Source organism: Streptomyces sp. NPDC093795, from assembly GCF_044764665.1.
In the GTDB taxonomy this organism is placed as follows: domain Bacteria; phylum Actinomycetota; class Actinomycetes; order Streptomycetales; family Streptomycetaceae; genus Streptomyces.
On sequence record NZ_JBIWIO010000007.1, the window covers coordinates 77,961 to 98,886 of the forward strand.

Below are 20,926 nucleotides of genomic sequence, written 5' to 3' on the forward strand. Positions count from 1 at the left end.
TACGCGCCACACCACGACCACCGGGAGGGCCCATGGCGGCGGAGACCGTCACCAGCACCGATCGCCTGCGGCGGGCGCGCTTCGCCGTCGCCGCCGTCTTCTGCGTCCACGGCGCCGTCACCGGCAGCTTCGCGACCCGGATCCCCTGGATCCAGGAGCACGCGGGCGTCAGCGCCGGCCAGCTCGGGCTCGCGCTCGCCTTCCCCGCGCTCGGCGCCTCGCTCGCGATGCCGCTCGCCGGGGCCGTCTCCCACCGCTTCGGCGCCCGCACGGCACTGCGCGGCCTGCTCGCCCTGTGGACGCTCTCGCTGACGCTGCCCTCGCTCGCCCCGAACATCTGGGGACTGTGCGGCGCGCTCTTCGTGTTCGGCGCCACGGCGGGCATGTCCGACGTCGTGATGAACGCGCTCGGCGTCGAGACCGAGAACCGGCTCGGCAGGTCGATCATGTCGAGTCTGCACGGCATGTGGAGCGTCGGTGCCCTCATCGGCTCCGCCGCCGGCACGGTCGCCGCCCACCTCGGCGGCGACGCCCGGCTCCACCACCTCATCGCCGCTCTGGTCCTCACCGCGCTCGGCCTGGTCATCTGCCAGGGCGTGCTCGACGTGCGCAGCACCCCGGACGAGGAGGCACCGCCGCGGTTCACGCTGCCGCCCAAGTCCGCCCTGGTCATCGGCGCCATCGGCTTCTGCGCGGTCTTCGCGGAGGGCGCCAGCCTCGACTGGTCGGCCATCTACCTCCGGGACGAGCTGGGCAGCTCGGCCGGGCTCGCGGCCGCCTCGACCACCGCCTTCGCGCTGACGATGGCCGTGGCGCGGCTCGTCGGCGACCGGGTCGTGGACCGCTTCGGGGCGGTCCGTACCGTACGCGTCGGGGGCGCCGCCGCCACCGTCGGCGGGCTCATGGTCGTCTTCGCCCCGCACGCCGCCGTCGCGATGGCCGGATTCGGACTCATCGGGCTCGGGATCGCCGTCGTCGTCCCGCTCGCCTTCGCGGCGGCCGGGCGCAGCGGACCCAACCCCAGCCAGGCCATCGCGGGCGTCGCCACCATCACGTACACCTCGGGTCTGATCGCCCCCTCGGCGATCGGGGGCATCGCGGACGCGACCTCCCTGGTCGTCTCCTTCGGCCTGGTCACCCTGCTCACCCTGGGGCTGGTGGTCGGTGCGGGCGTCCTCAGGACGACCGGCCGGAACGCGGCGTCGACGCCGACGGCGGAGGGATCCCCGGCGAAGGCCTCCGGCCCGGTGGGCGGCTAGGACCGTCTCCTGGGCTGTGCCCGGTCTCCGGCGCACGGCTCCGGCCATGGGTGGCGCATACCATGTGGCTGATCTTTCGCGGTCGCGACACGGCCGCCGGAACCGGAGAACGGGAGCGACCTCATGAACCTCGGCGTGCGCTGGAGTCTGCACGGCGACGGGCGAACACCCGCTCCCGGAGCCGTCGTCCGCCCGGACGAACGGCTCTCCTGGCCCCGTACGGTCGGCCTCGGCGCGCAGCACGTGGTGGCGATGTTCGGGGCGTCGTTCGTGGCGCCGGTGCTCATGGGCCTCGACCCGAACCTGGCGATCATGATGTCCGGTGTCGCGACCGCGATCTTCCTCCTCGCGACCCGCGGCACCGTCCCCTCCTACCTGGGCTGCTCGCTGTCCTTCGTCGGCGTCGCCGCCGCCATCCGGGCCTCCGGCGGCAGCAGCGCCACCGTGACGGGCGCGGTCCTGGTCGTGGGCGCGGTCCTCTTCCTCGCCGGTCTCGCGGTGCGGAAGTTCGGGGCGCGGATCATCCACGCGGCGATGCCGCCGGTGGTGACCGGCGCCGTCGTCATGCTGATCGGCTTCAACCTGGCCCCGGTCACCGCGGCGACGTACTGGCCGCAGGACCAGTGGACGGCGCTCCTCGTGATGCTGTTCACCGGTCTCGCCGTGGTCTGTCTGCGGGGCTTCTGGTCGCGGATCGCGATCTTCCTCGGCCTGATCTTCGGCTACGGCATCTCCTGGGTCTTCGACCTGGTCTTCGGCAGGATCCACTCGATGTCCCCGGCCGGACAGGTCACCGACCACTGGCGACTCGACCTCTCCGCCGTCTCCGGGGCCGACTGGATCGGTCTGCCCTCGTTCCACGGGCCGAGCTTCGAGTGGTCCGCGATCCTGGTCGCGCTGCCCGTCGTCATCGCCCTGATCGCCGAGAACGCCGGACACGTCAAGGCCGTCGGCGAGATGACCGGCAAGTCCCTCGACGACCAGCTCGGCACCGCGATCGCCGCCGACGGCGCCGCCTCGATGCTGTCGACGGCGGTGGGCGGTCCGCCGAACACCACGTACTCCGAGAACATCGGTGTCATGGCCGCCACCCGCGTCTACTCGACCGCCGCCTATTGGGCCGCGGCCGGCTTCGCCCTGCTCTTCGGCCTCTGCCCGAAGTTCGGCGCGGTCGTCGCCGCCATCCCCGGCGGTGTCCTCGGCGGCATCACCGTGATCCTGTACGGCATGATCGGCCTGCTCGGCGCCCAGATCTGGATCAACGCCAAGGTGGATCTGCGCAACCCGCTCAACCTGGTCCCGGCCGCCGCCGGCATCATCATCGGCGTCGGCGGCGTGAAGCTGACCTTCTCCGACACCTTCGAGCTGGGCGGCATCGCGCTCGGCACGATCGTCGTCATCACCGGCTACCACGTGCTGCGCGCCTTCGCCCCGGCCCACCTCAAGGAGCAGGAGCCGCTGCTCGACTCCGGGACCAGCTCGTACGAGAGCCCCGCCGGCTCCGAGGACACCGCCGACCCCGAGGGCTCCCCCGGGTCCGAGAGCACGTCCGGCGGCGGACCGGTGTCGAAGAGCTGAGTGATTCGCCCGTTCTGGGGAAGCCGGGCCCGGAGAGTTCCCTCCCGGGCCCGGCTCCTGGGACGCTGCCCCCATGGCGCAGACCACGCAGATCGGGCAGTTCACCGCCGTCGACCCGGTGGTCGAGCGGATGCGCACCATCCGTTCGGCCTGGCACCCGACGGACGGTGTCGCCGTCTTCAACCGGGTCTATCTGACGGTCACGGAGGAGATCGGGCACGCCATCGAGTCCGGAACCTTCACCGACCGCCGGGCGGCCGCGACCCTCGAGGTGCGCTTCGCCGAGCGCTACCTCTCGGTCGTCGACTCCGTCGCCACCGGCAGCCCCGCCCCGGCCTGCTGGCGGCCGCTCTTCCACTACCGGCGACATCCCGGCGTACGGCCGCTCCAGTTCGCGCTGGCCGGGATCAACGCGCACATCGGGCACGACCTCGCGCTCGCCGTCGTCGACACCTGCCGGACGCTCGAGTGCGCGCCGGAGGAGCTGGAGGACGAGTTCGACCGCGTCGGCGACATCCTCGTGCTCCTGGAGGAGCGGATCCGCGAGGAGGTGATGCCGGGCCCGGACGTGCTGGAGATCACGGACCCGCTGACGCACCTGCTGGGCTGCTGGAGCCTGGACCGGGCCCGTGACGGGGCCTGGCTGGCGGCCCGCTCGCTCTGGCAGCTGCGCGAACTGCCCGACCTGGCCGAGGAGTTCAGGGAACGCCTCGACCGGTCGGTGGGCCTGGTGGGGCGAATGCTGCTCACGCCGCTCACCAGGCCGTGATCCGTACGGGGATCAGTCCTCCGGCAGCTCGACCGGGGCGATCTCCTCGTACACGTCACCCGGGCCCGGGTTGGTGCCGTCGGTGGTGCCGCCGAAGTGGTGCATCACGCCCCAGACGGCGTTGAGCGCCGTCTGCACCGCGCCCTCGGCCCAGCCGGCCGTCCAGGAGATGTCGTCACCGGCGAGGAAGATGCCCCGCTTGTCCTCGGGCAGCCGGTCCTGCATGAAGTGGGTGAACAGGCGCCGCTGGTAGCGGTAGTGACCCGGCAGGTTCGCCTTGAACGCGCCCATGAAGTAGGGCTCGTTCTCCCAGGAGACGGTCACCGGGTTGCCGATGATGTGCTTCCGGATGTCGACCTTCGGGTAGATCTCGCCGAGCGACTTCAGCATGACCTCCATCCGCTCGTTCGCGGAGAGAGGCAGCCACTTCAGGCTGTCGTCGCACCAGGTGTACGAGAGACAGATCGTGGCCGGCTTGTCCGGGCCGTCGTCCAGGAGGTACGTGCCACGGGTCATCCGGTCGGTCAGCGTCATCGACATGACGTCCCGTCCGGTCTCCTCGTCCTTGTCCAGCCAGAACGGCCGGTCCACGGGCACGAAGAGCTTGGAGCTCTCCATGTAGTGGGTGCGCTCGATGGCGGTCCAGTGGTCGATCGGGAAGAGCGAGTCGTCACAGGCGATCTTGGAGAGCAGCATCCAGGACTGGGCGGTGAAGATCGCCGCCTGGTACGTGCGGATGTCGCCGGAGGCGTCGGTGACGGTGATCCGGTTGCCCGCGGTCCGGTTCAGCCGGGTCACGGCCGGCTTCGGGGCGCCCTCGTGCAGGGAGCTGAGCGAGGTGCCCTGCGCCCAGTGGACGATCTTCTCCGGCTCGCGCTCCCACAGGCGCAGCGGCAGCTGCTGCGAGCCGCCCACGATGCCGCGGTGGTGGTCGTCGGCCTCGGTGTAGACGACGCGGAGGATCTCCAGGATGGAGTTGGGGAAGTCGGTGTCCCAGCCGCCGGTGCCGAAGCCGACCTGGCCGAAGATCTCCCGGTGCCGGAAGGACTTGAAGGACTCCGACTCGCAGAGGAAGCCGTAGAAGGTCTGGTTGTCGAGCTTCTCGACGAGCTTCGACCAGATCTCGCGGATGCGCGGGACGTCACGCTCGCGCATGGCCTGGTTCATGTCGGAGAAGTCGGCGCCCTCGTCCAGGCAGGCGTTCCACGCGTTCATCACGTCGCGGTAGACCTGCGGGAGGTCGTCGACGGTGGTGGCGTAGTGGGACTCGCCCTTGAGGTCGACGACGGTCGACGGGGTCGACTCGGCCAGCGGGTTCGGGAAGGGCGTGGTCTCCAGGCCGACCAGGTCGATGTAGTGCTGGAGCGCGGTCGAGGAGGGCGGGAAGCGCATCGCGCCCATCTCGGCGGTGAGGCCTTCGGTGGCGGTGCCCTCGAAGCCGACGGTGCGCAGTCGGCCGCCGATCTGGTCGGCCTCGTAGACGACGGGCTTGAGGCCCATCTTCATCAGCTCGTACGCGGCGATGATCCCGGAGAGCCCGCCGCCGATGACGGCGACCTCGGTGCCGTGCTCGGTGGCCGGTATCTGGCCGAGCCCGGCCGGGTGGGCCAGGAAGTCGTCGTAGGCGTACGGGAAGTCCGGACCGAACATGGTGATCGGCGGCTGGCCGTCGCTGTGGGGGACGGCGGTCGTGGGCACCGTGGACGTCATGGGGTACGGACTCCTTGCACGGAAAAGGTGAGGCAGGTCGGGAAGGCGGGAGGGGCGGCTCAGACGAGGGAGCCGTAGAGCCCGGGGCGGCGGTCGGCGAGGTACGGGTTGCCCGCCCGCGAGGCCGCCAGGAAGGCGGGGTCGACGTCGCCGACCACGAGGTCCTCGCCGCGGCCGGCGCGGGCGCGGGCGGTGCCGTCGGGGCCGGCGAGGGTGGAGAGGCCGACGAACTCGAAGTCGCCCTCGGGACCGGTCCGGTTGGCGTACGCGATGTAGAGCTGGTTCTCGAAGGCGCGTACGGGCACGACGGACTCGGCGACGATCTCGGCGGGGTGCATGAGGGCGGTCGGTACGAGGAGGAGGTCCGTACCGGCCAGCGCCTGCGCCCGGACGTTCTCGGGGAACTCGACGTCGTAGCAGATCATCAGGCCGACGGTGAGCCCGCCGAGCTCCGCCTGCACGACGCTCTCCTCGCCCGGCGTGAACCACTGGGTCTCGAAGCCGCCGTAGAGGTGGGTCTTCCGGTACCGCGCGAGCACCTCGCCGTCGGCGCCGATGAGCTGGGCGGAGTTGTGGAGCACCCCGTGCCGCTCGGTGTTCCGCTCCGGGTAGCCGTAGCCGACGGCCAGGCCGTGGCGCACGGCGATGGCCGCGACGGCGCGGGCGGAGGGGCCGTCGGCCGGTTCGGCCAGGCGTGCCATGTCGGCGCCGATGGCGTACCCGGTGAGGAAGAGCTCGGGGGCGAGCAGCACGCCCGCGCCCGCGGCGGCCGCGCGGGCGGCGGCCTCGTCGAGGATCTTGAGGTTGGCGGCCACGTCACCGAGCTCGCCGGAGCTCTGGAGCAGGGCGACGCGCAGCGCGGGCATGAGTGATCCTCGGGGGTCGAAAGTACAAGGGGAAGACGTCAAAAACGGTACGGTTCCGCGCTCTGCCGGGACAAGCCGGGAGCGTTGCGGACCGACCGTCGAACCGTTGCGCGATCCGAGGATCACGCGGCGATTCGTTGCGTACGGCTCCGACCGGGGTCGTACGGGTGCCCCGCCGCGCGGCGGAGAGGGGAACCGTTCCCGGGCGCGACGTCCCGGCGCGGGCCGCGCGGAAGAGTGGTGGTCGTCGGGAAGACCTCAACGAGAAGGACCGGATCGCCATGAACCGTCGCACGAAGATCGCCGCCCTCGCCGCCGCCCTGCTGATCACGGCGGGGGCCGCGGGCTCCGCCGTCGCCTCGGGGGACGGGAAGGGCGCCCCCCGGGAGGCGGCGGCGCTGACCGGCTCGGCCGAGCTGTACCGGCCGGCCGGGGACGACATCACCTTCACGTTCGACGCGCATCTGGCGGCGAAGGATCGGAACGATCCGTTGAAGGCCACGGGCACGTTCCGCTACAGCCACTACAAGGACGGCAAGGGCGGCTCCGCCACCGTGGAGGTCGACTGCCTCGCGACGGGCGGGAAGGTGGCCACCGTGACGGGCGTCGTCGTCGAGACCGACGTACCCGGGCTCAAGGACAAGCGGGTCGGGGTGTCGGTGCACGACGACGGCAAGCACGATCGGCTCGGCTACAGCTGGCTCGCCTCCGACCCGACGAAGGACGAGGTGCCGCCGTGCAACAGCGCGGCGCCGTACGAGAGGGTCACGCCCGGCACCGGCGACTTCCACGTCCTGCCGTGGAGGTTCGACTACCCGACGGAGTGACCGCGGGGACGGCTCCGGCAGGGCTACGCCGGTAGGGCTACGCGGGCGAGCCGGAGGAGAAGCGCCGCAGCAGCGGCGAGAGCACCAGGACGGACTTGGTGCGCTCCACGAACGGCTCGCCCGCGATCCGCTCCAGGACCCGTTCGAAGTGCCGCATGTCCGAGGCGAAGACCTGGACGACGGCGTCCGCGTCGCCGGTGACGGTCGACGCGGACACCACCTCGGGGTACCGCTCCAGACCTCGCCGGATGTCGTTCGGCGAGGTGTTGTGGCGGCAGTAGATCTCGACGAAGCCCTCGGTCTCCCAGCCGAGCGCCGCCGGGTCCACCCGTACGGTGAAGCCGGTGATGGCGCCCTCGGCCCGGAGCCGGTCCACGCGCCGCTTCACGGCGGGCGCGGAGAGTCCGACGAGCGAGCCGATGTCGGCGTAGCTGCGGCGGGCGTCTTCCGCGAGGGCGTGGACGATGCGTTCGTCGAGGTCGTTGAGTCGCACTACGGGTGGATCACTTCTCTGCTGAGGTCCCTGCCACGACCGGCGCGGTGGCCAGTCGGGAGCGGCGCATGCCGTACAGGAAGTAGAACACGAGGCCCGCGGCCATCCAGCAACCGAAGACCGCCCAGGTGACCGCGTCCAGGTGGTACATGAGGTACGCGCAGGCCAGGAAGCCGAGGATCGGGAAGGTCCAGCCGAGCGACACGCGGAAGGTGCGGTCCATGGTCGGGCGGGTGCGGCGCAGCACGATCACCGCGACGTTGACCAGGGCGAAGGCGAAGAGGGTGCCGATGCTGGTGGCGTCGACGAGCTTGCCCAGCGGGATGACGGAGGCGAGGGCGCCACAGAACAGCGACACGATGACGGTGTTGACGCGGGGGGTGCCGGTCTTGGCGTTGACCTTGGCGAAGACCTTGGGGACGAGGCCGTCACGGGACATCGCGAAGAGCACGCGGGTCTGGCCGTAGAGGACGGTGAGCACCACGCTGGCGATCGAGATGACGGCGCCGGCGGCGAGCAGGGTGCCCCAGAACTTCTGGCCGCTGACGTCGTTCATGATCGCGGCGAGAGTGGCCTCGGAGCCGTCGAAGTCCTTCCAGTTCCACGCGCCGACGGCGACGGCCGCGACCGCGACGTAGAGCACGGTGACGATGAGCAGCGACAGCATGATCGCGCGGGGCAGGTCGCGCTTGGGGTTCTTCGCCTCCTCACCGGCGGTGGAGGCGGCGTCGAAGCCGATGTACGAGAAGAAGAGGGTGGCCCCGGCGGCACCGACGCCGGCCATGCCGAGCGGCATGAAGTCGGCGTAGTTGCCGGACTTGAAGCCCATGAAGCCGATGGCGCAGAAGAGCACGAGCGCGGCGATCTTCACGAAGACCATGATCGTGTTGACCACGGCGGACTCACGGGCGCCGCCGAGCAGGAACACCATGGCGAGCAGCACCACGATGAGCCCGGGCAGGTTGATCACGCCGCCCTCGCCCGGAGCCGAGGAGAGCATCGCGGGGATGGTGACGCCGATGGTGCCGTCGAGCAGCTCGTTGAGGTACTCGCCCCAGCCGACGGCCACGGCGGCGACCGAGACTCCGTACTCCAGGACCAGGCACCAGCCGCAGACCCAGGCGACGAGTTCACCCATCGTTGCGTAAGCGTACGAGTAGGAGGAACCCGCCACCGGTATGGAGCCGGCCAGCTCGGCGTACGAGAGGGCCGAGAAGAGGGCCGCGAGGCCCGCGATGGCGAAGGCGAGGGTGACCGCGGGACCGGCCTCGGGGACGGCGTCGCCGAGGACGACGAAGATGCCGGTGCCGAGCGTGGCACCGATGCTGATCATGGTCAGCTGCCACATGGAGAGCGAGCGGCGGAGGTTGCCTCCCTCGCCCTGTCCACCCTCTGCGACCAGCTGTTCCACCGGCTTGCGACGGGTGAGCGCGCCGAGGGCGGAGGTCTTGGGGGTGGCCGTGTCGACGACCGGTGGGGCTGCGCCGTGGTCCAGCACTGCGGAGGCTCCTTATCGCTGCCTGTAGGCGGGGCGAGGACCGCGGCGGTGCGTGGACATGACGAGTCAGGCCCACGGGGGAAGGGGAACCGCCGAGCAGACGGTCGCCGCCACTCCTGGTACGAGGCACGAGCCTAAACGCCCGGGGTTCGCACTCGTAATGCAGGGTTGTTGCGCAGTACCGGATGATCATTGCGCACTTCGGGCCCGGACGGGGAAACATTGCGCGCCCCCGCATGAATCGACACATCCGGGTGTGAACCGGCCCCCGCGCGCGCAAGGACTCCTCATGACCGATGACCGACGCAGCAAGCCCCTGACCACCCCTCGGACGGAGGCCCCGGAGGGCTGGCACGACCCGGCACCCTTCCTGCGCGGTACGGCCTGGCTGGACGGCGGCCGGCCCGTGCGGGCGGATCCCGCCGACCTGGACCGGCTGCCGTGGGACATCGCCGAGCGGGCCGCGCTGCCCATCGGCGTACGGCTCGAGTTCACCGCCGAGCCCGGTACGCGCGCGGTGCGGCTGCGGTACCGGGCCACCGTCCCGGAGGCGGGCGACCCGCTCGCCGGGCTGCGCCACTGCTTCGCCCTGTGGAGCGGGACGCGGTTCGTCGGCGAGACCTGCGCCGCCCCGGCCGCCGAGGCCACCGTCACTCTCCCGCTGCCTCCGGGCGGCGGCGTCTTCACCCTCCACCTCCCGGAGGGGCAGGCCCCGGTGCCGCTCGCCCTGCGGGCCGTCGGCGGCGGCCTCTCCCCCGCCCCGGTCCGGCCCCGGTGGCTGGTCCACGGCGACTCGATCACCGAGGGCTGGTGGTCGACCCGGCCCGCCCACTCCTGGCCCGCGACGGCGGGACGGCTGCTCGGGCTCGACGCGGTGAACCTCGGGTACGCGGGCGGGGCGCGGGGCGAACTCCCGCTCGCCGAGCAGTTGGCGCGGCTGCCCGGCGAGGTGATCACGCTCGCGTTCGGCACGAACTGCTGGTCCCGGGTGCCCGCGACGGCCGACTGGCTGTACGCCACCGTCCGGGCGTTCGTCGGCCTCGTGCGCCAGGGGCACCCTGACGCCCCCCTGCTCATCGTCTCGCCCGTCCTGCGCCCGGAGGCCGAGCACACCCGTAACGCCCTGGGAGCCACCCTCACGGAGCTGCGCAGGGCCATGGAGCGGGCGGGCCGGGACCTGGCGGCGGAGGGCGACGGACGGCTCCTGGTGCTGCCGGGGCGGCCGCTGCTCGGCCCGGAGCACCTGGCGGACGGGCTGCACCCGGACGACCGGGGCCATGCGCGGATCGCGACGGCGGTGGCGGAGGCGCTACGCCCGTACGTGCCCGCCTCGTAGCCGGGAGGGCGCCGACCGGATACGGGAACGCCGTGGGCCCCCGGGAACGATGTCCCGGGGGCCCACGGCGTACGACGACGACGAGCGACTAGCTCCAGCTGGCGTGCAGCGGCTTGCCCTCGGCGTAGCCCGCGGCGGACTGGATACCGACCACGGACTTCTCCTCGAACTCGGCGAGCGAGCCGGCACCGGCGTAGGTGCAGGAGGAGCGGACGCCCGCGATGATCGAGTCGATCAGGTCCTCGACGCCCGGGCGGGCCGGGTCGAGGAACATGCGCGAGGTGGAGATGCCCTCCTCGAACAGCGCCTTGCGGGCACGGTCGTAGGAGGACTCCTCGGAGGTCCGGTTCCGGACCGCGCGCGCGGAGGCCATGCCGAAGGACTCCTTGTACGCGCGCCCCTTGGCGTCGTGCTGGAGGTCGCCGGGGGACTCGTACGTACCGGCGAACCAGGAGCCGATCATCACGTTGGACGCACCGGCGGCGAGCGCCATGGCGACGTCGCGCGGGTGCCGGACACCGCCGTCGGCCCAGACGTGCTTGCCGTGCTTCTTCGCCTCGGCGGCGCACTCCAGGACGGCCGAGAACTGCGGGCGGCCGACGCCGGTCATCATGCGGGTGGTGCACATGGCGCCGGGGCCGACGCCGACCTTGATGATGTCGGCGCCCGCCTCGATGAGGTCCTTGACGCCCTCGGCGGCGACGATGTTGCCCGCGACGATCGGGACGTGCGGGTCGAGCGCCCGTACGGTCCGGATGGCGGAGATCATCGACTCCTGGTGGCCGTGGGCGGTGTCGATGACCAGCGTGTCGACGCCGGCGTCGAGGAGCTGCTTGGCCTTGCCCGCCACGTCGCCGTTGATGCCGACGGCGGCGGCGATGCGCAGCTGCCCGTTCTTGTCGACGGCCGGGCTGTAGAGCGTCGCGCGCAGCGCGCCCTTGCGGGTGAGGATGCCGACGAGCCTGCCGTCCGCGTCGACGGCCGGGGCGTAGCGGCGGTTGGCCGCGTCGAGGGTGTTGAACGCCTCGCGCGGGTCGATGTCGGCGTCCAGGAGCAGCAGGTCCCTGGACATGACCTCGGAGAGCTGGGTGAAGCGGTCCACGCCGGAGAGGTCGGCGTCCGTGACGACACCCACCGGGCGGCGGTTCTCGTCGACGACGACACCGGCGTCGTGGGCGCGCTTGGGCAGCAGCGACAGCGCGTCGGCGACGGTCTGGTGCGGCTCGAGGACGATCGGGGTGTCGAGGACGTGGTGGCGGCTCTTGACCCAGGCGATGACGTCGGTGACGACCTCGATCGGGATGTCCTGCGGGATGACGACGATGCCGCCACGGCGGGCGACGGTCTCGGCCATCCGGCGGCCGGCGATGGCGGTCATGTTGGCGACGACCAGCGGGATCGTCGTCCCGCTTCCGTCGGGCGAGGAGAGGTCCACCGCCTGGCGGGAACCGACGGCCGAGCGGCTCGGCACCATGAACACATCGTCGTACGTCAGGTCGTAGGGCGGCTTGACGTCATTGAGGAAACGCACGTGCTGACATCCCAGTCGTTCGGATCGGCCCCTAGGCATTTCAGCCAGGGGAAAAAGCACGTAGTTCATTCTCCCACGCCGGTACGGATACCGACCCCGGGCTAATCGTCCGAGCCTCGCGGGGGCTCGCCTGTCGGATCCTCCAAGCCACCGAGCGAGAGGAGGACGGTGAGGCCTTCGACGCCGGCGCGGGCCGCCGCGGAGAAGACCTCCTCGGCGGTCGCCCACTCGTCGGGGCTGGCCTCGGCATAAGCCTGCCAGCCGGTGACCACGATCGCCATGGGGCGACCCATATCGGCGAGGCAGTCGGCGAGGGCGTCCCAGTTGTGCCCGAACCAGACCGGCAGCGGGAGGGCGCGCACGCAGCGGTTCATGAAGGTGGTCTTGTCGGTGACTCCGTGCAGGTCGAGCACGACGGGGCGGGACAGGTCGGGGGCCCCGTGGCCCGTGCGGTGGGTCGCGTTCATGCTCCGACCACCTCCCGGAAGCTCTGGTAGTGGTCGTCGGTGTAGTACGTCTCCCCGCTCAGGCCGGTGACGATGCGTCGGGCCCCGCGATCCCGTTCGCCGGGCGTCCTGACCGTGTACTCGTGGTAGTGGCCGCGCGGGCGCCGCGGCAGGATCCGCTCGAAGTTGCCGAACACGGCGCCGTCCTTGGCGTACGGGAAGGGCCCACCGCGCGCGATGAGCGCCAGCGCCTCCCGTGCCTCGGGTGGCAGATCCGCCGCCTGGACCACCGGCAGCGTGGAGGCCCTGCTCGGGGATGCGGAGACGCTGCGCGGGGCGGAGGCGGTCTCGCCGCCGCCCGAGCACCCGGTGAGGAGGAGCGAGAGGCCGGCGAACAGCGCGAGCGCGGCCCGTGCGCACCTGAGGGTCATGGCCCCGATGCTGCCACCGCGCCACCGGCCGCGGGGGGGGCGGACGCGCGGGGGGGCGGACGCGCGGGGTGGCGCGCGGGGCGGACGCGCCGCCTCAGCGGGCGCGGGTCCGCCGGCAGCGGCGGCTGCGGCTGCGGCTGCCGCTGCGGGCCCCGCCCGCGCGCCGTGCTGACGCGCCCGCCTCAGTCGGCGGGTCCGACCTCTGTCGAGGCCTCAGATGCCGTCCGGGTCCGTCCGGTCGAGTGCCGGGTGCGTGCCCGGGCTCGAGTCGGTGAGCAGGAAGTCCGCCGCGGCCCGGTCGGTCACCAGGCTGGTGACGAGGCCGGAGCGGAGCACCGCGCCGATCGCCGCCGCCTTGCGCTGCCCGCCCGCGATCGCCACGACCTCGGGGATGCGGCGCAGCCGGTCCGCCTCGACGGTGATGCAGCGCTCGCCCAGGTCACGGCCGACCCGGCGGCCCTCGGCGTCGAAGAGGTGCGCGGACATCTCGGCGGCGACGCCGAGCGAGGCGTAGTGGGCGCGCTCCTCGTCGGAGAGCATGTCGTGGACGGTGGAGATGCCCGGCTCCCAGGAGCCGATGGAGACGCAGGCGACGGTCACCTTGTCGAAGTACTCGAAGGCCCGCGCGATACCGGTCTGGCTGCGCAGGGCGGCCGCCGTCGCCGGGTCGGGCAGCAGCATCGGCGCGTAGATCGGGTGGGCCTCGCCGCCGGAGACCTGGGCGGCGCGGCGTACCGCCTCGACGGAGCCGCGCTCGGCGGTCCCGGCGTCGTACACCCCGGTGAGCTGGACGACCGTGCACGGCGGCAGCCGGTCGAGGGCCGCCGCCATGTGGATGGTGGAGCGGCCCCAGGCCAGGCCCAGGACGTCTCCCTCGGCGACCAGCTCGCCGAGCAGGTCGGCCGCGACCTCGCCGAGGTTCTCCGGGTCGGGCGACTCGTCCTCGCCCTCCGCCGGGGACTCGACGACGACGGCGTGACGGAGCCCGTACCGGGCGCGGAGCGCGTCGGAGCGCTCGGCGTCCAGCTCGGCCGGTACGCGGATCTCGATGCGCACGAGGTCGCGCTCGAGGGCGGTCTCCAGGACCCGGGCCACCTTGAAGCGGCTCACGCCGAACTCCTCGGCGATCTGGATCTTCGACTTGCCCTCGAGGTAGAAGCGGCGGGCCATGGCCGCCGCCTGCACCAGCTCCGCGGGGCCCATCCGCAGGGCTGACCGTCCCGCCGACATACCCGCCACCGCGATCTCCTCACTGCCGTTCACGTACCGCTGTTTACGTTCACACTCTGGACGCGCCGTTCCATCCTGTCAGATCCGGCGGGCCTTGATCAGTCCTGTCGGCAGCCCGACGGGCCGCGTTCATCCGCCGGAGGCTCAGTGGCCACACGCCCAGGGGGCGGTGGCCGTCACGGCGTCCGCGCGGGCCCTGAGGGAGGCGACGGCGGCGGCGGGGTCCGCCGCGCCGTAGACCGCGGAACCCGCGACGAAGACGTCGGCGCCGGCCTCGGCGCACCGCTCGATCGTGGACTCGGCGACCCCGCCGTCGACCTGGAGCCACAGCTCGAGACCGTGCTTGGAGATCAGCTCCCGGGTACGGCGGATCTTGGGCAGCATGATGTCGAGGAAGGCCTGACCGCCGAAGCCGGGCTCGACCGTCATGATCAGCAGCATGTCGAGCTCGGGGAGCAGGTCCTCGTACGGCTCGATGGGCGTGGCCGGCTTGAGTGCCATCGAGGCCCGCGCGCCCTTGGCCCGGATCTCGCGCGCGAGCCGGACGGGCGCGGCCGCGGCCTCGACGTGGAAGGTCACCGAGCCGGCGCCGGCCTCCACGTACTGGGGCGCCCAGCGGTCGGGGTCCTCGATCATCAGGTGGCAGTCGAGGGGCGTGTCGGTCGCGCGGGCGAGCGACTCCACGATCGGTACGCCCAGGGTGAGGTTGGGCACGAAGTGGTTGTCCATCACGTCGACGTGCAGCCAGTCCGCCCCGTCGACGGCCTTCGCCTCCTCGGCGAGCCGGGCGAAGTCCGCGGACAGGATGCTGGGGTTGATCTGCGCCATGTGCCAAGCCTCCCACGTTCTTGGGTACTTCTTTGCCGCCGAGCGGTTTCGGTACCGGTCCAGACCACTTTCGGTACGAAGTGACGAGCCGGTGACCCGTACAGACCGGGAGATTGCGGGCGGGGCGGTGGGCCTCGCCGCCCAAATGGTCAGGCGGTCCGGCGGTCAGCGGGTCAGGCGGTCCGGCGGATCAGCGCCAGATACATGGCGTCCGTGCCGTGCAGATGCGGCCAGAGCTGGAGGTCGGGTCCTTCGCCGAGCGCCGGTACGCCCGGCAGCAGCGGGCGGGCGTCGATCAGTTCGGCGCCGCCGACCTTCTTCAGGACGTCGTCGACGACCACCCGGGTCTCCGCCAGATGCGGCGAGCAGGTCGCGTACCCCACGACTCCGCCGACGCGCACGGCGCTCAGCGCCTCGGTGAGGAGCGCGCGCTGGAGCGGGGCGAAGCCGTCCAGGTCGTCGGGGCGGCGGCGCCAGCGGGCCTCGGGGCGGCGGCGCAGGGCGCCGAGGCCCGAGCACGGTACGTCCATGAGGACCCGGTCGAAGGAGCCGGGACGCCAGGGCGGGCGGGTGCCGTCGGCGGCGATCACCTGGTACGGGCCGGGGTTGCCCGCGAGCGCGCGCTCGACGAGGCGGGCGCGGTGCGGCTGCTTCTCGGAGGCGAGCAGGAAGGCGCCCCGCTCGGAGGCGAGGGCGGCGAGCAGCGCGGCCTTGCCGCCGGGACCCGCGCAGCCGTCGAGCCAGCGGGAGTCGGGGCCGTCGAGGGGCGCGTTCGCGAGGGCGATCGCGACGAGCTGGCTGCCCTCGTCCTGCACGCCGGCGCTGCCGTCCTTCACCGCCTCGATGGCGCCGGGCTCGCCGCCCTCGGCCATCCGCAGGGCGTACGGGGACCAGCGGCCCGGCAGGGTCTCGGTGGCCGCGGCGAGCTCCTCCGTGGTGGAGCGGCCGGGGCGGGCGACGAGGGTGACCTCGGGGCGCTCGTTGTCGGCCTCCAGGAGGTCCTCGATCCCGGCGCGGCCGCCGCCGAGGGAGTCCCAGAGCGCCGAGACGACCCAGCGGGGGTGCGAGTGGACGACGGCGAGGTGGTCCTCGGGGTCCTTGTCGTACGGCGGGGCGACCTGCGCCACCCAGGCGTCGAGGTCCTGCTGCGAGATCTTCCGCAGGACGGCGTTCACGAACTTGGCCCGCCCGTCGCCGAGCACCACCCGGGCCAGCTCGACGCTGGCGGAGACGGCGGCGTGGGTGGGGATCCGGGTCCCGAGCAGCTGGTGCGCGCCGAGCGCGAGCACGTCGAGCACGGGCGGGTCGACCTCGCGCAGGGGGCGGTCGATGCAGGCGGAGATGATCGCGTCGTACGTCCCCTGGCGGCGCAGCGTCCCGTACACGAGCTCGGTCGCGAGCGCCGCGTCCCGCGTGTCGAAGTCGCCCTGCTCCCGAGCCTTCTTCAGCAGCGGCGGCAGCACCAGGTTCGCGTAGGCGTCCCGCTCGTCCACCGCCCTCAACGCCTCGAAGGCGAGCATCCGGACGGGGTCCTTCTGGGGCCGCCGGTAGGGCTTGGGGGGACGGCGACGTGCCTGCTCGCTCAAAGGTGCTCCGCGTGAAGAAAAGAAGAGGTCCAACCCCCCAAGCCTACGTCCGCCGACGTCTACCGGGGAAAACGCCCCTGACGGATCGCCCAGTCCTCGGCCGCGATCAGGCACACGGCGGGCTCGGTGCCGCCGCCGTCCGCCTCGAAGGCGACGAGCACGGGCGGCTCGGCACCGACGAGACGGGCGACCTCCGCACGCTCCCCCGGCGTGGGCGCGCGGAATTCCGGGTCCATGAAGTGCGTCGGACACCGGACGTAGAGGGTGTCCGTGAAGACGACTTCGAGCCCGTGGTGGTACGAGAGGTCGTGGCCGGCGGCCAGGGTGAGTCGGCTGCCGTCGTAGGAGCGGACCTCCCAGTCCCACCAGGAGCCCTCGGGCAGGGGCAGCACCCCCGCTACGCGCCCAGCCGCTCACCAGGCGCGATCCGGACCCCGCGGGCCCAGTCGGCCGCCTTCATCGGCTTCTTGCCCTGGGGCTGGACCCAGAGGAGTTCGACGGCGTACGAGCCGGTGCCCGCGTGCACGTTGTTCTTGCCGGCCGCGAGCTCGCCCGGGGCGAGGTCGGTGCGGTCCGGCAGCGGGGTGACCTGGATCAGCTTGAGGCGCTCTCCGCGGAAGACGGTCCAAGCGCCGGGGGCCGGGGTGCAGCCGCGGACCACCCGGTCGACCCGGAGCGCGGGGGCGGCGAAGTCGACGTGCGCGTCCTCGACCTGGATCTTCGGGGCGAGGGTGACGCCCTCGGCGGGCTGCGGGACCGCCTGGAGCGCCCCGTCCTCGATGCCGTCCATGGTCGCGGCGAGCAGCCCGGCGCCCGCGAACGCGAGCCGGGTGAGCAGGTCGCCGCTCGTGTCGGTCGGACGGACGTCCTCGGTGACGACGCCGTACACCGGCCCCGAGTCGAGCCCCTCCTCGATCAGGAAGGTCGACGCGCCCGTCACCTGGTCACCCGCCATCAGCGAGTGCTGCACGGGCGCCGCGCCCCGCCACGCCGGCAGCAGCGAGAAGTGCAGGTTGACCCAGCCCCTGGCCGGGATGTCGAGGGCGACCTTCGGCAGCAGCGCGCCGTACGCGACGACCGGGCAGCAGTCCGGCGCGATCTCCCGCAGCCGGGCGAGGAACTCCTCGTCACGGGGCCTGGCCGGCTTGAGGACCTCGATCCCGGCCTCCTCCGCCCGCTGGGCCACCGGGCTGGCGACGAGCCGCCGGCCGCGCCCCGCCGGCGCGTCCGGCCGGGTGATCACGGCGGCGACCTCGTGCCGGCCGGAGGAGAGCAGGGCGTCCAGGGCGGGTACGGCGACCTCGGGGGTGCCTGCGAAGACGAGCTTCATGGGTGGCGACTGCCTGTCTGTCCGGGGGCTTTACGGGCAGCGCACCAGTCTAGGGGGGTCTTACGGAGGGGGCGTACGGGAGGACGAGCGCCCCGCGCATATGCGTGTACGCCCCCGCAGCGTGACCCAACTCCGGGTGGCGCGTTGGTCAAGAGAGATTGACCGAATCGGGTCGCCGTTCCCCTTGCGGCCCTTCCCCTTACATGCCGGTTCGAGAGGCTTTCACATGGCCGACCACGCAACCCACGACGCCCAGGCTCGGGCGAGTCTGCACCTGCTGGTGCGGGACATCGAGCGGGTCCGGCGGCAGGTGGACGCACTGCGCACGCTCACGGCCCAGCTGGGCAATGTCTACCGCCCTCGCCGCTCCGGCCCGTCCACGGGCTTCGTCGTCTACGGGCGGGCCCCCGCCCCGACCGTACGGCTCGCCCAGGAGCTGCGGGACAGCGTCGAGACGCTGGTGACCGCCGCGGTCGACTTCGACCGCTCGCTCGGCTTCTCCTGGGACGCGGTGGGCTCCGCGCTCGGAGTCACCAAGCAGGCCGTCCACCGCCGCTACGGTGCCCGCCGCGCGCCCCAGCCGGGCGCGGTCGTCGACCAGGAACCGATCGTCGAGCCGGGCGTGACCCGCACGCTCCCCTCGGTCCCCGCGGCCCGCTCGATGCCCCCGCAGCCCACCTCGGGCAGCGCCGCCCTCCGCGAGGACCCGCGCCCGCCGGCCTTCCCGGGCCCGCGCAACGGCTGACGACTCAGGCCCATCCGAACGGCCGCCCACCCCACCGGGGGCAGGCGGCCGTCCCGCGTGCCCGGGCGGTGTGCTCCCGCCCCCACCGCCCGGCTGGGGCGGGCGGCCGTCCCGCAGCCCCGGCCGGTACTCGGCGCCCCCACCGCCCGGTAGTGGCAGGCGGCCGTCCGCATGCCCGGCCGTGCCCGGCCCCCGTCGCCCGGCAGCGGCAGGCGGCCGTTCCCGCGTGCCCCGGCCCGTGCCCGCCATCCCCACCGCCTGGCTGGTGCGGGCGGCCGGCCCGTCCCCGCCGCCCCGCCGCCCGCGACCCTCAGCCGATGTCCGGCGGGTCGACCCGGATCCGCACCGGGTCCCCGCCGCCCCGGGCGAGCCGGCCCGCTCGTGCCTGCTTGAGCGCCGCCGCCAGGGCCGCGCCGCTGCCGGGTGGGACCCGGACCAGGGCGCGGTCCCACTGCTCGCCCGGCGGCGGGTCCCCGGGGCGGCGCGGGCCGCCTGGCCTGACCACGGGCAGCGGCACCGGGCCGAGCACCTCGGCGTCCGGGGGGAGCCCTGCCCCCGCCAGGAAGCTTTCGACGGCCTCCGGGGGGCCCGTCACCGCGGCCATCCGGGACACCGGCGGGAAGCCCAGCTCGGCCCGCTCGGCCAGCTCCCGCTGGGCGTGCCCGACCGGGTCCCAGCGGACCAGCGCCTGGACCGGCCGGAGCGTCGGCTCGGCGACCACGACCACGGTGCCGCCCTCGGCCTGGCCCCGTACGAGCGAGGCCGCGTCGATCCAGCGGCGCAGCGCCTCCTCGCCCGCCCGCAGGTCGGGCCGGCCGAGCATGGCCCAGCCGTCGAGGAGCAGCGCGGCCGCGTAGCCGCCTTCGGCGACGGGCTCGGCGCCGGGGGTGGACACGACGAGCGCGGGGCGCCCCGGCACGCTGTCCAGGACGTGGTCCCGCCCCGAGGTCCGGACCGGCACCGCCGGAAACGCCCGGCCGAGCTCCTCCGCCGTCCTCCGCGCGCCGACCACCTGGGCCCGCAGCCGCGTCGAGCCGCACGCCGGGCAGTGCCAGTCGGGGGCGCCGCGGCCGCACCAACCGCAGTGCAGCTCGCGCTGCTCGGGGGCCTCAAGGGGCCCCGCGCAGTGGCGGCAGCGGGCGGGCGTCCGGCACCGCTCGCAGGCCAGCCTCGGTACGTATCCGCGCCGGGGCACCTGGACGAGCACCGGCCCGGTCTTCAGCCCCTCCCGTACGGTCTGCCAGGCCAGCGAGGGCAGCCGGGCGGCGCGCGCGGCCTCGTCGCGGGCGAGTTCCCCGTCGCCGACGGTCCGGATCAGCGGGGCGGCCCTGCGGACCTGCTCCCGTCCGGCGTTCAGCGCCTTCGCCCATCCGGACTCGACGAGCTGGGCGGCCTCGACGGTGCAGCCGGTACTGCCGAGGAGGAAGGCGCACCGGTCGTGGGCGGCGCGGAGCAGCAGCACCTCGCGCGCGTGCGGCTGCGGGGCGTGCAGCTCACTGTGGCTGCCGTCGCCGTCGTCCCAGATGACGACGAGACCGAGGTCACGTACGGGGGCGAACATCGCCGCCCGGGTGCCGACGACCGCCCGCACCGCCCCGCGCCGCACCGCGAGCCACTGCTCGTACCGCTTCTCGGGGCCCGCCTCGGCGGTGAGCAGCGCGTGCCGCCCCTCCCCCAGGACCGTGGTGAGCGCCGCGTCGACGCGCCCCGCCGCCCGTCCGTCGGGTACGACGACGAGCGCTCCCCGGCCGGAGGCCAGGGTGGCGGCCACGGCGCGGGCGATCTCCTCGGCCCAGTACGGTCCCGGCAGCGCGTTCCACACGGCCCGGGGTGCCCCGCCGCTCGCGAGGGAGTCCAGGAAGGCGGGCCCTCGCTCGTACCGCGTCCAGCTCCCCGGCTCCGGCGCGGCCGGCGGCGGCAGCGGCTCGGGGGACGGGCGGCCCTCGGCGCGGGCGCTGCGCGGCGGCACGGCGAGGGTGAGCACGTCCGCCAGGCTTCCCGCGTACCGGTCGGCGACGGCACGGGCGAGCCCGAGCAGCTCGGGGCCGAGGACCGGCTCCGGTGAGACGACGTCGGCGAGCGCGGCAAGGGGTCCCGAGTAGTCGGAGGTGGCCCGCCGCTCGACGAGGAAGCCGTCGATGAGCCGTCCGCCCTCCCGCCGGCCGTTCTTGACCTGGTGGGCGCCCGCGCCGAAGCGCACCCGCACCCGCACGCCGGGCCGCGCCGTCTCGTCCAGCTCCTCGGGCACCGCGTAGTCGAAGAACTGGTCGAGGTGGAGCGACCCCTTGTCCACCACGACCCGGGCCACGGGCAGTTCCTTGGCGAGGGCGGCCCCCCGCCAGGTCCGCGGCTTGGCCCGCGGCACCTTGGCCTTCCGCACGGTCTCGCGGATGAGCGCGAGCTGCTCGGGCTCGGCGGGCTCCTCGGACCTCTCGTTCTCGCTGCTCACAGCCCCATACCTAC

19 protein-coding genes are annotated in these 20,926 nt (G+C 73.2%); 6 read left to right on the top strand and 13 right to left on the bottom strand.

The window, feature by feature from the left end:
* The first annotated feature begins 32 nt into the window (after window positions 1–32).
* The 3 genes from ACIRB7_RS19955 to ACIRB7_RS19965 all read left to right on the top strand — a co-directional run bounded on the left by ACIRB7_RS19955 (window position 33) and on the right by ACIRB7_RS19965 (window position 3,606).
* Window positions 33–1,259 carry an MFS transporter gene (locus tag ACIRB7_RS19955; protein WP_403600147.1) on the top strand — a complete coding sequence of 409 codons (1,227 nt, stop codon included), beginning with the start codon at window positions 33–35 and terminating at the stop codon, window positions 1,257–1,259.
* Window positions 1,260–1,382: 123 nt separating this feature from the next.
* The gene (locus tag ACIRB7_RS19960; RefSeq protein ID WP_403600150.1) at window positions 1,383–2,837 is read left to right on the top strand and encodes a uracil-xanthine permease family protein; all 1,455 of its coding nucleotides are present in this window, start codon (window positions 1,383–1,385) and stop codon (window positions 2,835–2,837) included.
* Window positions 2,838–2,910: 73 nt separating this feature from the next.
* A complete protein-coding gene (locus tag ACIRB7_RS19965; RefSeq protein ID WP_403600153.1) occupies window positions 2,911–3,606 on the top strand; it encodes a DUF5995 family protein in 696 nt (231 codons plus the stop codon).
* Window positions 3,607–3,618: 12 nt separating this feature from the next.
* Here the strand turns inward: ACIRB7_RS19965 and ACIRB7_RS19970 are convergent, their stop codons facing one another.
* Both ACIRB7_RS19970 and ACIRB7_RS19975 read right to left on the bottom strand, forming a co-directional pair.
* Window positions 3,619–5,316: a flavin monoamine oxidase family protein gene (locus ACIRB7_RS19970; RefSeq protein ID WP_403600156.1), complete on the bottom strand. Its 1,698-nt coding sequence runs from the start codon at window positions 5,314–5,316 to the stop codon at window positions 3,619–3,621.
* Between the two features lie 59 nt (window positions 5,317–5,375).
* The gene (locus ACIRB7_RS19975; protein ID WP_403600159.1) at window positions 5,376–6,182 is read right to left on the bottom strand and encodes a carbon-nitrogen hydrolase family protein; all 807 of its coding nucleotides are present in this window, start codon (window positions 6,180–6,182) and stop codon (window positions 5,376–5,378) included.
* A gap of 281 nt (window positions 6,183–6,463) precedes the next feature.
* Here ACIRB7_RS19975 and ACIRB7_RS19980 point away from each other — a divergent pair, with 281 nt between their 5' ends.
* Window positions 6,464–7,009 (top strand): Repetin, encoded by a 546-nt coding sequence (locus ACIRB7_RS19980; protein WP_403600162.1) that lies wholly within the window; start codon window positions 6,464–6,466, stop codon window positions 7,007–7,009.
* 37 nt (window positions 7,010–7,046) lie between these two features.
* Here the strand turns inward: ACIRB7_RS19980 and ACIRB7_RS19985 are convergent, their stop codons facing one another.
* Together ACIRB7_RS19985 and ACIRB7_RS19990 are read right to left on the bottom strand one after the other, a co-directional pair.
* Window positions 7,047–7,502, bottom strand: coding sequence for an Lrp/AsnC family transcriptional regulator (locus ACIRB7_RS19985; RefSeq protein WP_030204433.1), 456 nt, complete (start codon window positions 7,500–7,502; stop codon window positions 7,047–7,049).
* Window positions 7,503–7,512: 10 nt separating this feature from the next.
* Window positions 7,513–9,000 carry an amino acid permease gene (locus ACIRB7_RS19990; RefSeq protein ID WP_403600166.1) on the bottom strand — a complete coding sequence of 496 codons (1,488 nt, stop codon included), beginning with the start codon at window positions 8,998–9,000 and terminating at the stop codon, window positions 7,513–7,515.
* A gap of 289 nt (window positions 9,001–9,289) precedes the next feature.
* On the opposite strand from ACIRB7_RS19990, the gene ACIRB7_RS19995 reads away from it, so the two are divergent.
* Complete coding sequence (locus ACIRB7_RS19995) at window positions 9,290–10,336, top strand: GDSL-type esterase/lipase family protein (RefSeq protein ID WP_403600169.1); 1,047 nt, start codon at window positions 9,290–9,292, stop codon at window positions 10,334–10,336.
* 88 nt (window positions 10,337–10,424) lie between these two features.
* Here the strand turns inward: ACIRB7_RS19995 and ACIRB7_RS20000 are convergent, their stop codons facing one another.
* The 8 genes from ACIRB7_RS20000 to fmt form a co-directional block, all read right to left on the bottom strand.
* On the bottom strand, window positions 10,425–11,867 hold the full coding sequence (locus ACIRB7_RS20000; RefSeq protein WP_403600172.1) for a GuaB1 family IMP dehydrogenase-related protein: 1,443 nt from the start codon (window positions 11,865–11,867) through the stop codon (window positions 10,425–10,427).
* 101 nt (window positions 11,868–11,968) lie between these two features.
* On the bottom strand, window positions 11,969–12,334 hold the full coding sequence (locus tag ACIRB7_RS20005) for a barstar family protein (RefSeq protein ID WP_403600175.1): 366 nt from the start codon (window positions 12,332–12,334) through the stop codon (window positions 11,969–11,971).
* Window positions 12,331–12,744 carry a ribonuclease domain-containing protein gene (locus ACIRB7_RS20010; protein WP_403600178.1) on the bottom strand — a complete coding sequence of 138 codons (414 nt, stop codon included), beginning with the start codon at window positions 12,742–12,744 and terminating at the stop codon, window positions 12,331–12,333. The genes ACIRB7_RS20005 and ACIRB7_RS20010 overlap by 4 nt, the downstream gene beginning before the upstream one ends.
* Before the next feature lie 213 nt (window positions 12,745–12,957).
* A complete protein-coding gene (locus ACIRB7_RS20015) occupies window positions 12,958–14,007 on the bottom strand; it encodes a sugar-binding transcriptional regulator (RefSeq protein ID WP_403600179.1) in 1,050 nt (349 codons plus the stop codon).
* Between the two features lie 111 nt (window positions 14,008–14,118).
* Window positions 14,119–14,802 (bottom strand): ribulose-phosphate 3-epimerase, encoded by a 684-nt coding sequence (gene rpe, locus ACIRB7_RS20020; protein WP_362224393.1) that lies wholly within the window; start codon window positions 14,800–14,802, stop codon window positions 14,119–14,121.
* Window positions 14,803–14,975: 173 nt separating this feature from the next.
* Window positions 14,976–16,388, bottom strand: coding sequence for an RsmB/NOP family class I SAM-dependent RNA methyltransferase (locus tag ACIRB7_RS20025; RefSeq protein ID WP_403600182.1), 1,413 nt, complete (start codon window positions 16,386–16,388; stop codon window positions 14,976–14,978).
* A gap of 59 nt (window positions 16,389–16,447) precedes the next feature.
* Entirely contained in the window at window positions 16,448–16,780 is a 333-nt protein-coding gene (locus ACIRB7_RS20030; RefSeq protein ID WP_403600184.1) for a hypothetical protein, read from the bottom strand.
* A 5-nt stretch (window positions 16,781–16,785) separates the two neighbouring features.
* The gene (gene fmt / locus ACIRB7_RS20035) at window positions 16,786–17,718 is read right to left on the bottom strand and encodes a methionyl-tRNA formyltransferase (protein ID WP_403600186.1); all 933 of its coding nucleotides are present in this window, start codon (window positions 17,716–17,718) and stop codon (window positions 16,786–16,788) included.
* Between the two features lie 226 nt (window positions 17,719–17,944).
* Here fmt and ACIRB7_RS20040 point away from each other — a divergent pair, with 226 nt between their 5' ends.
* A complete protein-coding gene (locus tag ACIRB7_RS20040) occupies window positions 17,945–18,463 on the top strand; it encodes a hypothetical protein (RefSeq protein ID WP_403600189.1) in 519 nt (172 codons plus the stop codon).
* Between the two features lie 310 nt (window positions 18,464–18,773).
* On the opposite strand, the gene ACIRB7_RS20045 is transcribed toward ACIRB7_RS20040, so the two are convergent.
* Window positions 18,774–20,912 (bottom strand): primosomal protein N', encoded by a 2,139-nt coding sequence (locus tag ACIRB7_RS20045; protein WP_403600192.1) that lies wholly within the window; start codon window positions 20,910–20,912, stop codon window positions 18,774–18,776.
* Window positions 20,913–20,926 lie beyond the last annotated feature (14 nt).

Bases quoted from the DNA above. Each gene is read 5' to 3' on its own strand.
- ACIRB7_RS19980 (WP_403600162.1), top strand. From the start codon at position 6,464: ATGAACCGTCGCACGAAGATCGCCGCCCTCGCCGCCGCCCTGCTGATC.
- ACIRB7_RS19975 (WP_403600159.1), bottom strand. From the start codon at position 6,182: ATGCCCGCGCTGCGCGTCGCCCTGCTCCAGAGCTCCGGCGAGCTCGGT.
- ACIRB7_RS19955 (WP_403600147.1), top strand. From the start codon at position 33: ATGGCGGCGGAGACCGTCACCAGCACCGATCGCCTGCGGCGGGCGCGC.
- ACIRB7_RS19995 (WP_403600169.1), top strand. From the start codon at position 9,290: ATGACCGATGACCGACGCAGCAAGCCCCTGACCACCCCTCGGACGGAG.
- ACIRB7_RS20005 (WP_403600175.1), bottom strand. From the start codon at position 12,334: ATGAACGCGACCCACCGCACGGGCCACGGGGCCCCCGACCTGTCCCGC.
- ACIRB7_RS19970 (WP_403600156.1), bottom strand. From the start codon at position 5,316: ATGACGTCCACGGTGCCCACGACCGCCGTCCCCCACAGCGACGGCCAG.
- ACIRB7_RS20040 (WP_403600189.1), top strand. From the start codon at position 17,945: ATGGCCGACCACGCAACCCACGACGCCCAGGCTCGGGCGAGTCTGCAC.
- rpe (WP_362224393.1), bottom strand. From the start codon at position 14,802: ATGGCGCAGATCAACCCCAGCATCCTGTCCGCGGACTTCGCCCGGCTC.
- ACIRB7_RS19960 (WP_403600150.1), top strand. From the start codon at position 1,383: ATGAACCTCGGCGTGCGCTGGAGTCTGCACGGCGACGGGCGAACACCC.
- ACIRB7_RS20010 (WP_403600178.1), bottom strand. From the start codon at position 12,744: ATGACCCTCAGGTGCGCACGGGCCGCGCTCGCGCTGTTCGCCGGCCTC.
- fmt (WP_403600186.1), bottom strand. From the start codon at position 17,718: ATGAAGCTCGTCTTCGCAGGCACCCCCGAGGTCGCCGTACCCGCCCTG.
- ACIRB7_RS19965 (WP_403600153.1), top strand. From the start codon at position 2,911: ATGGCGCAGACCACGCAGATCGGGCAGTTCACCGCCGTCGACCCGGTG.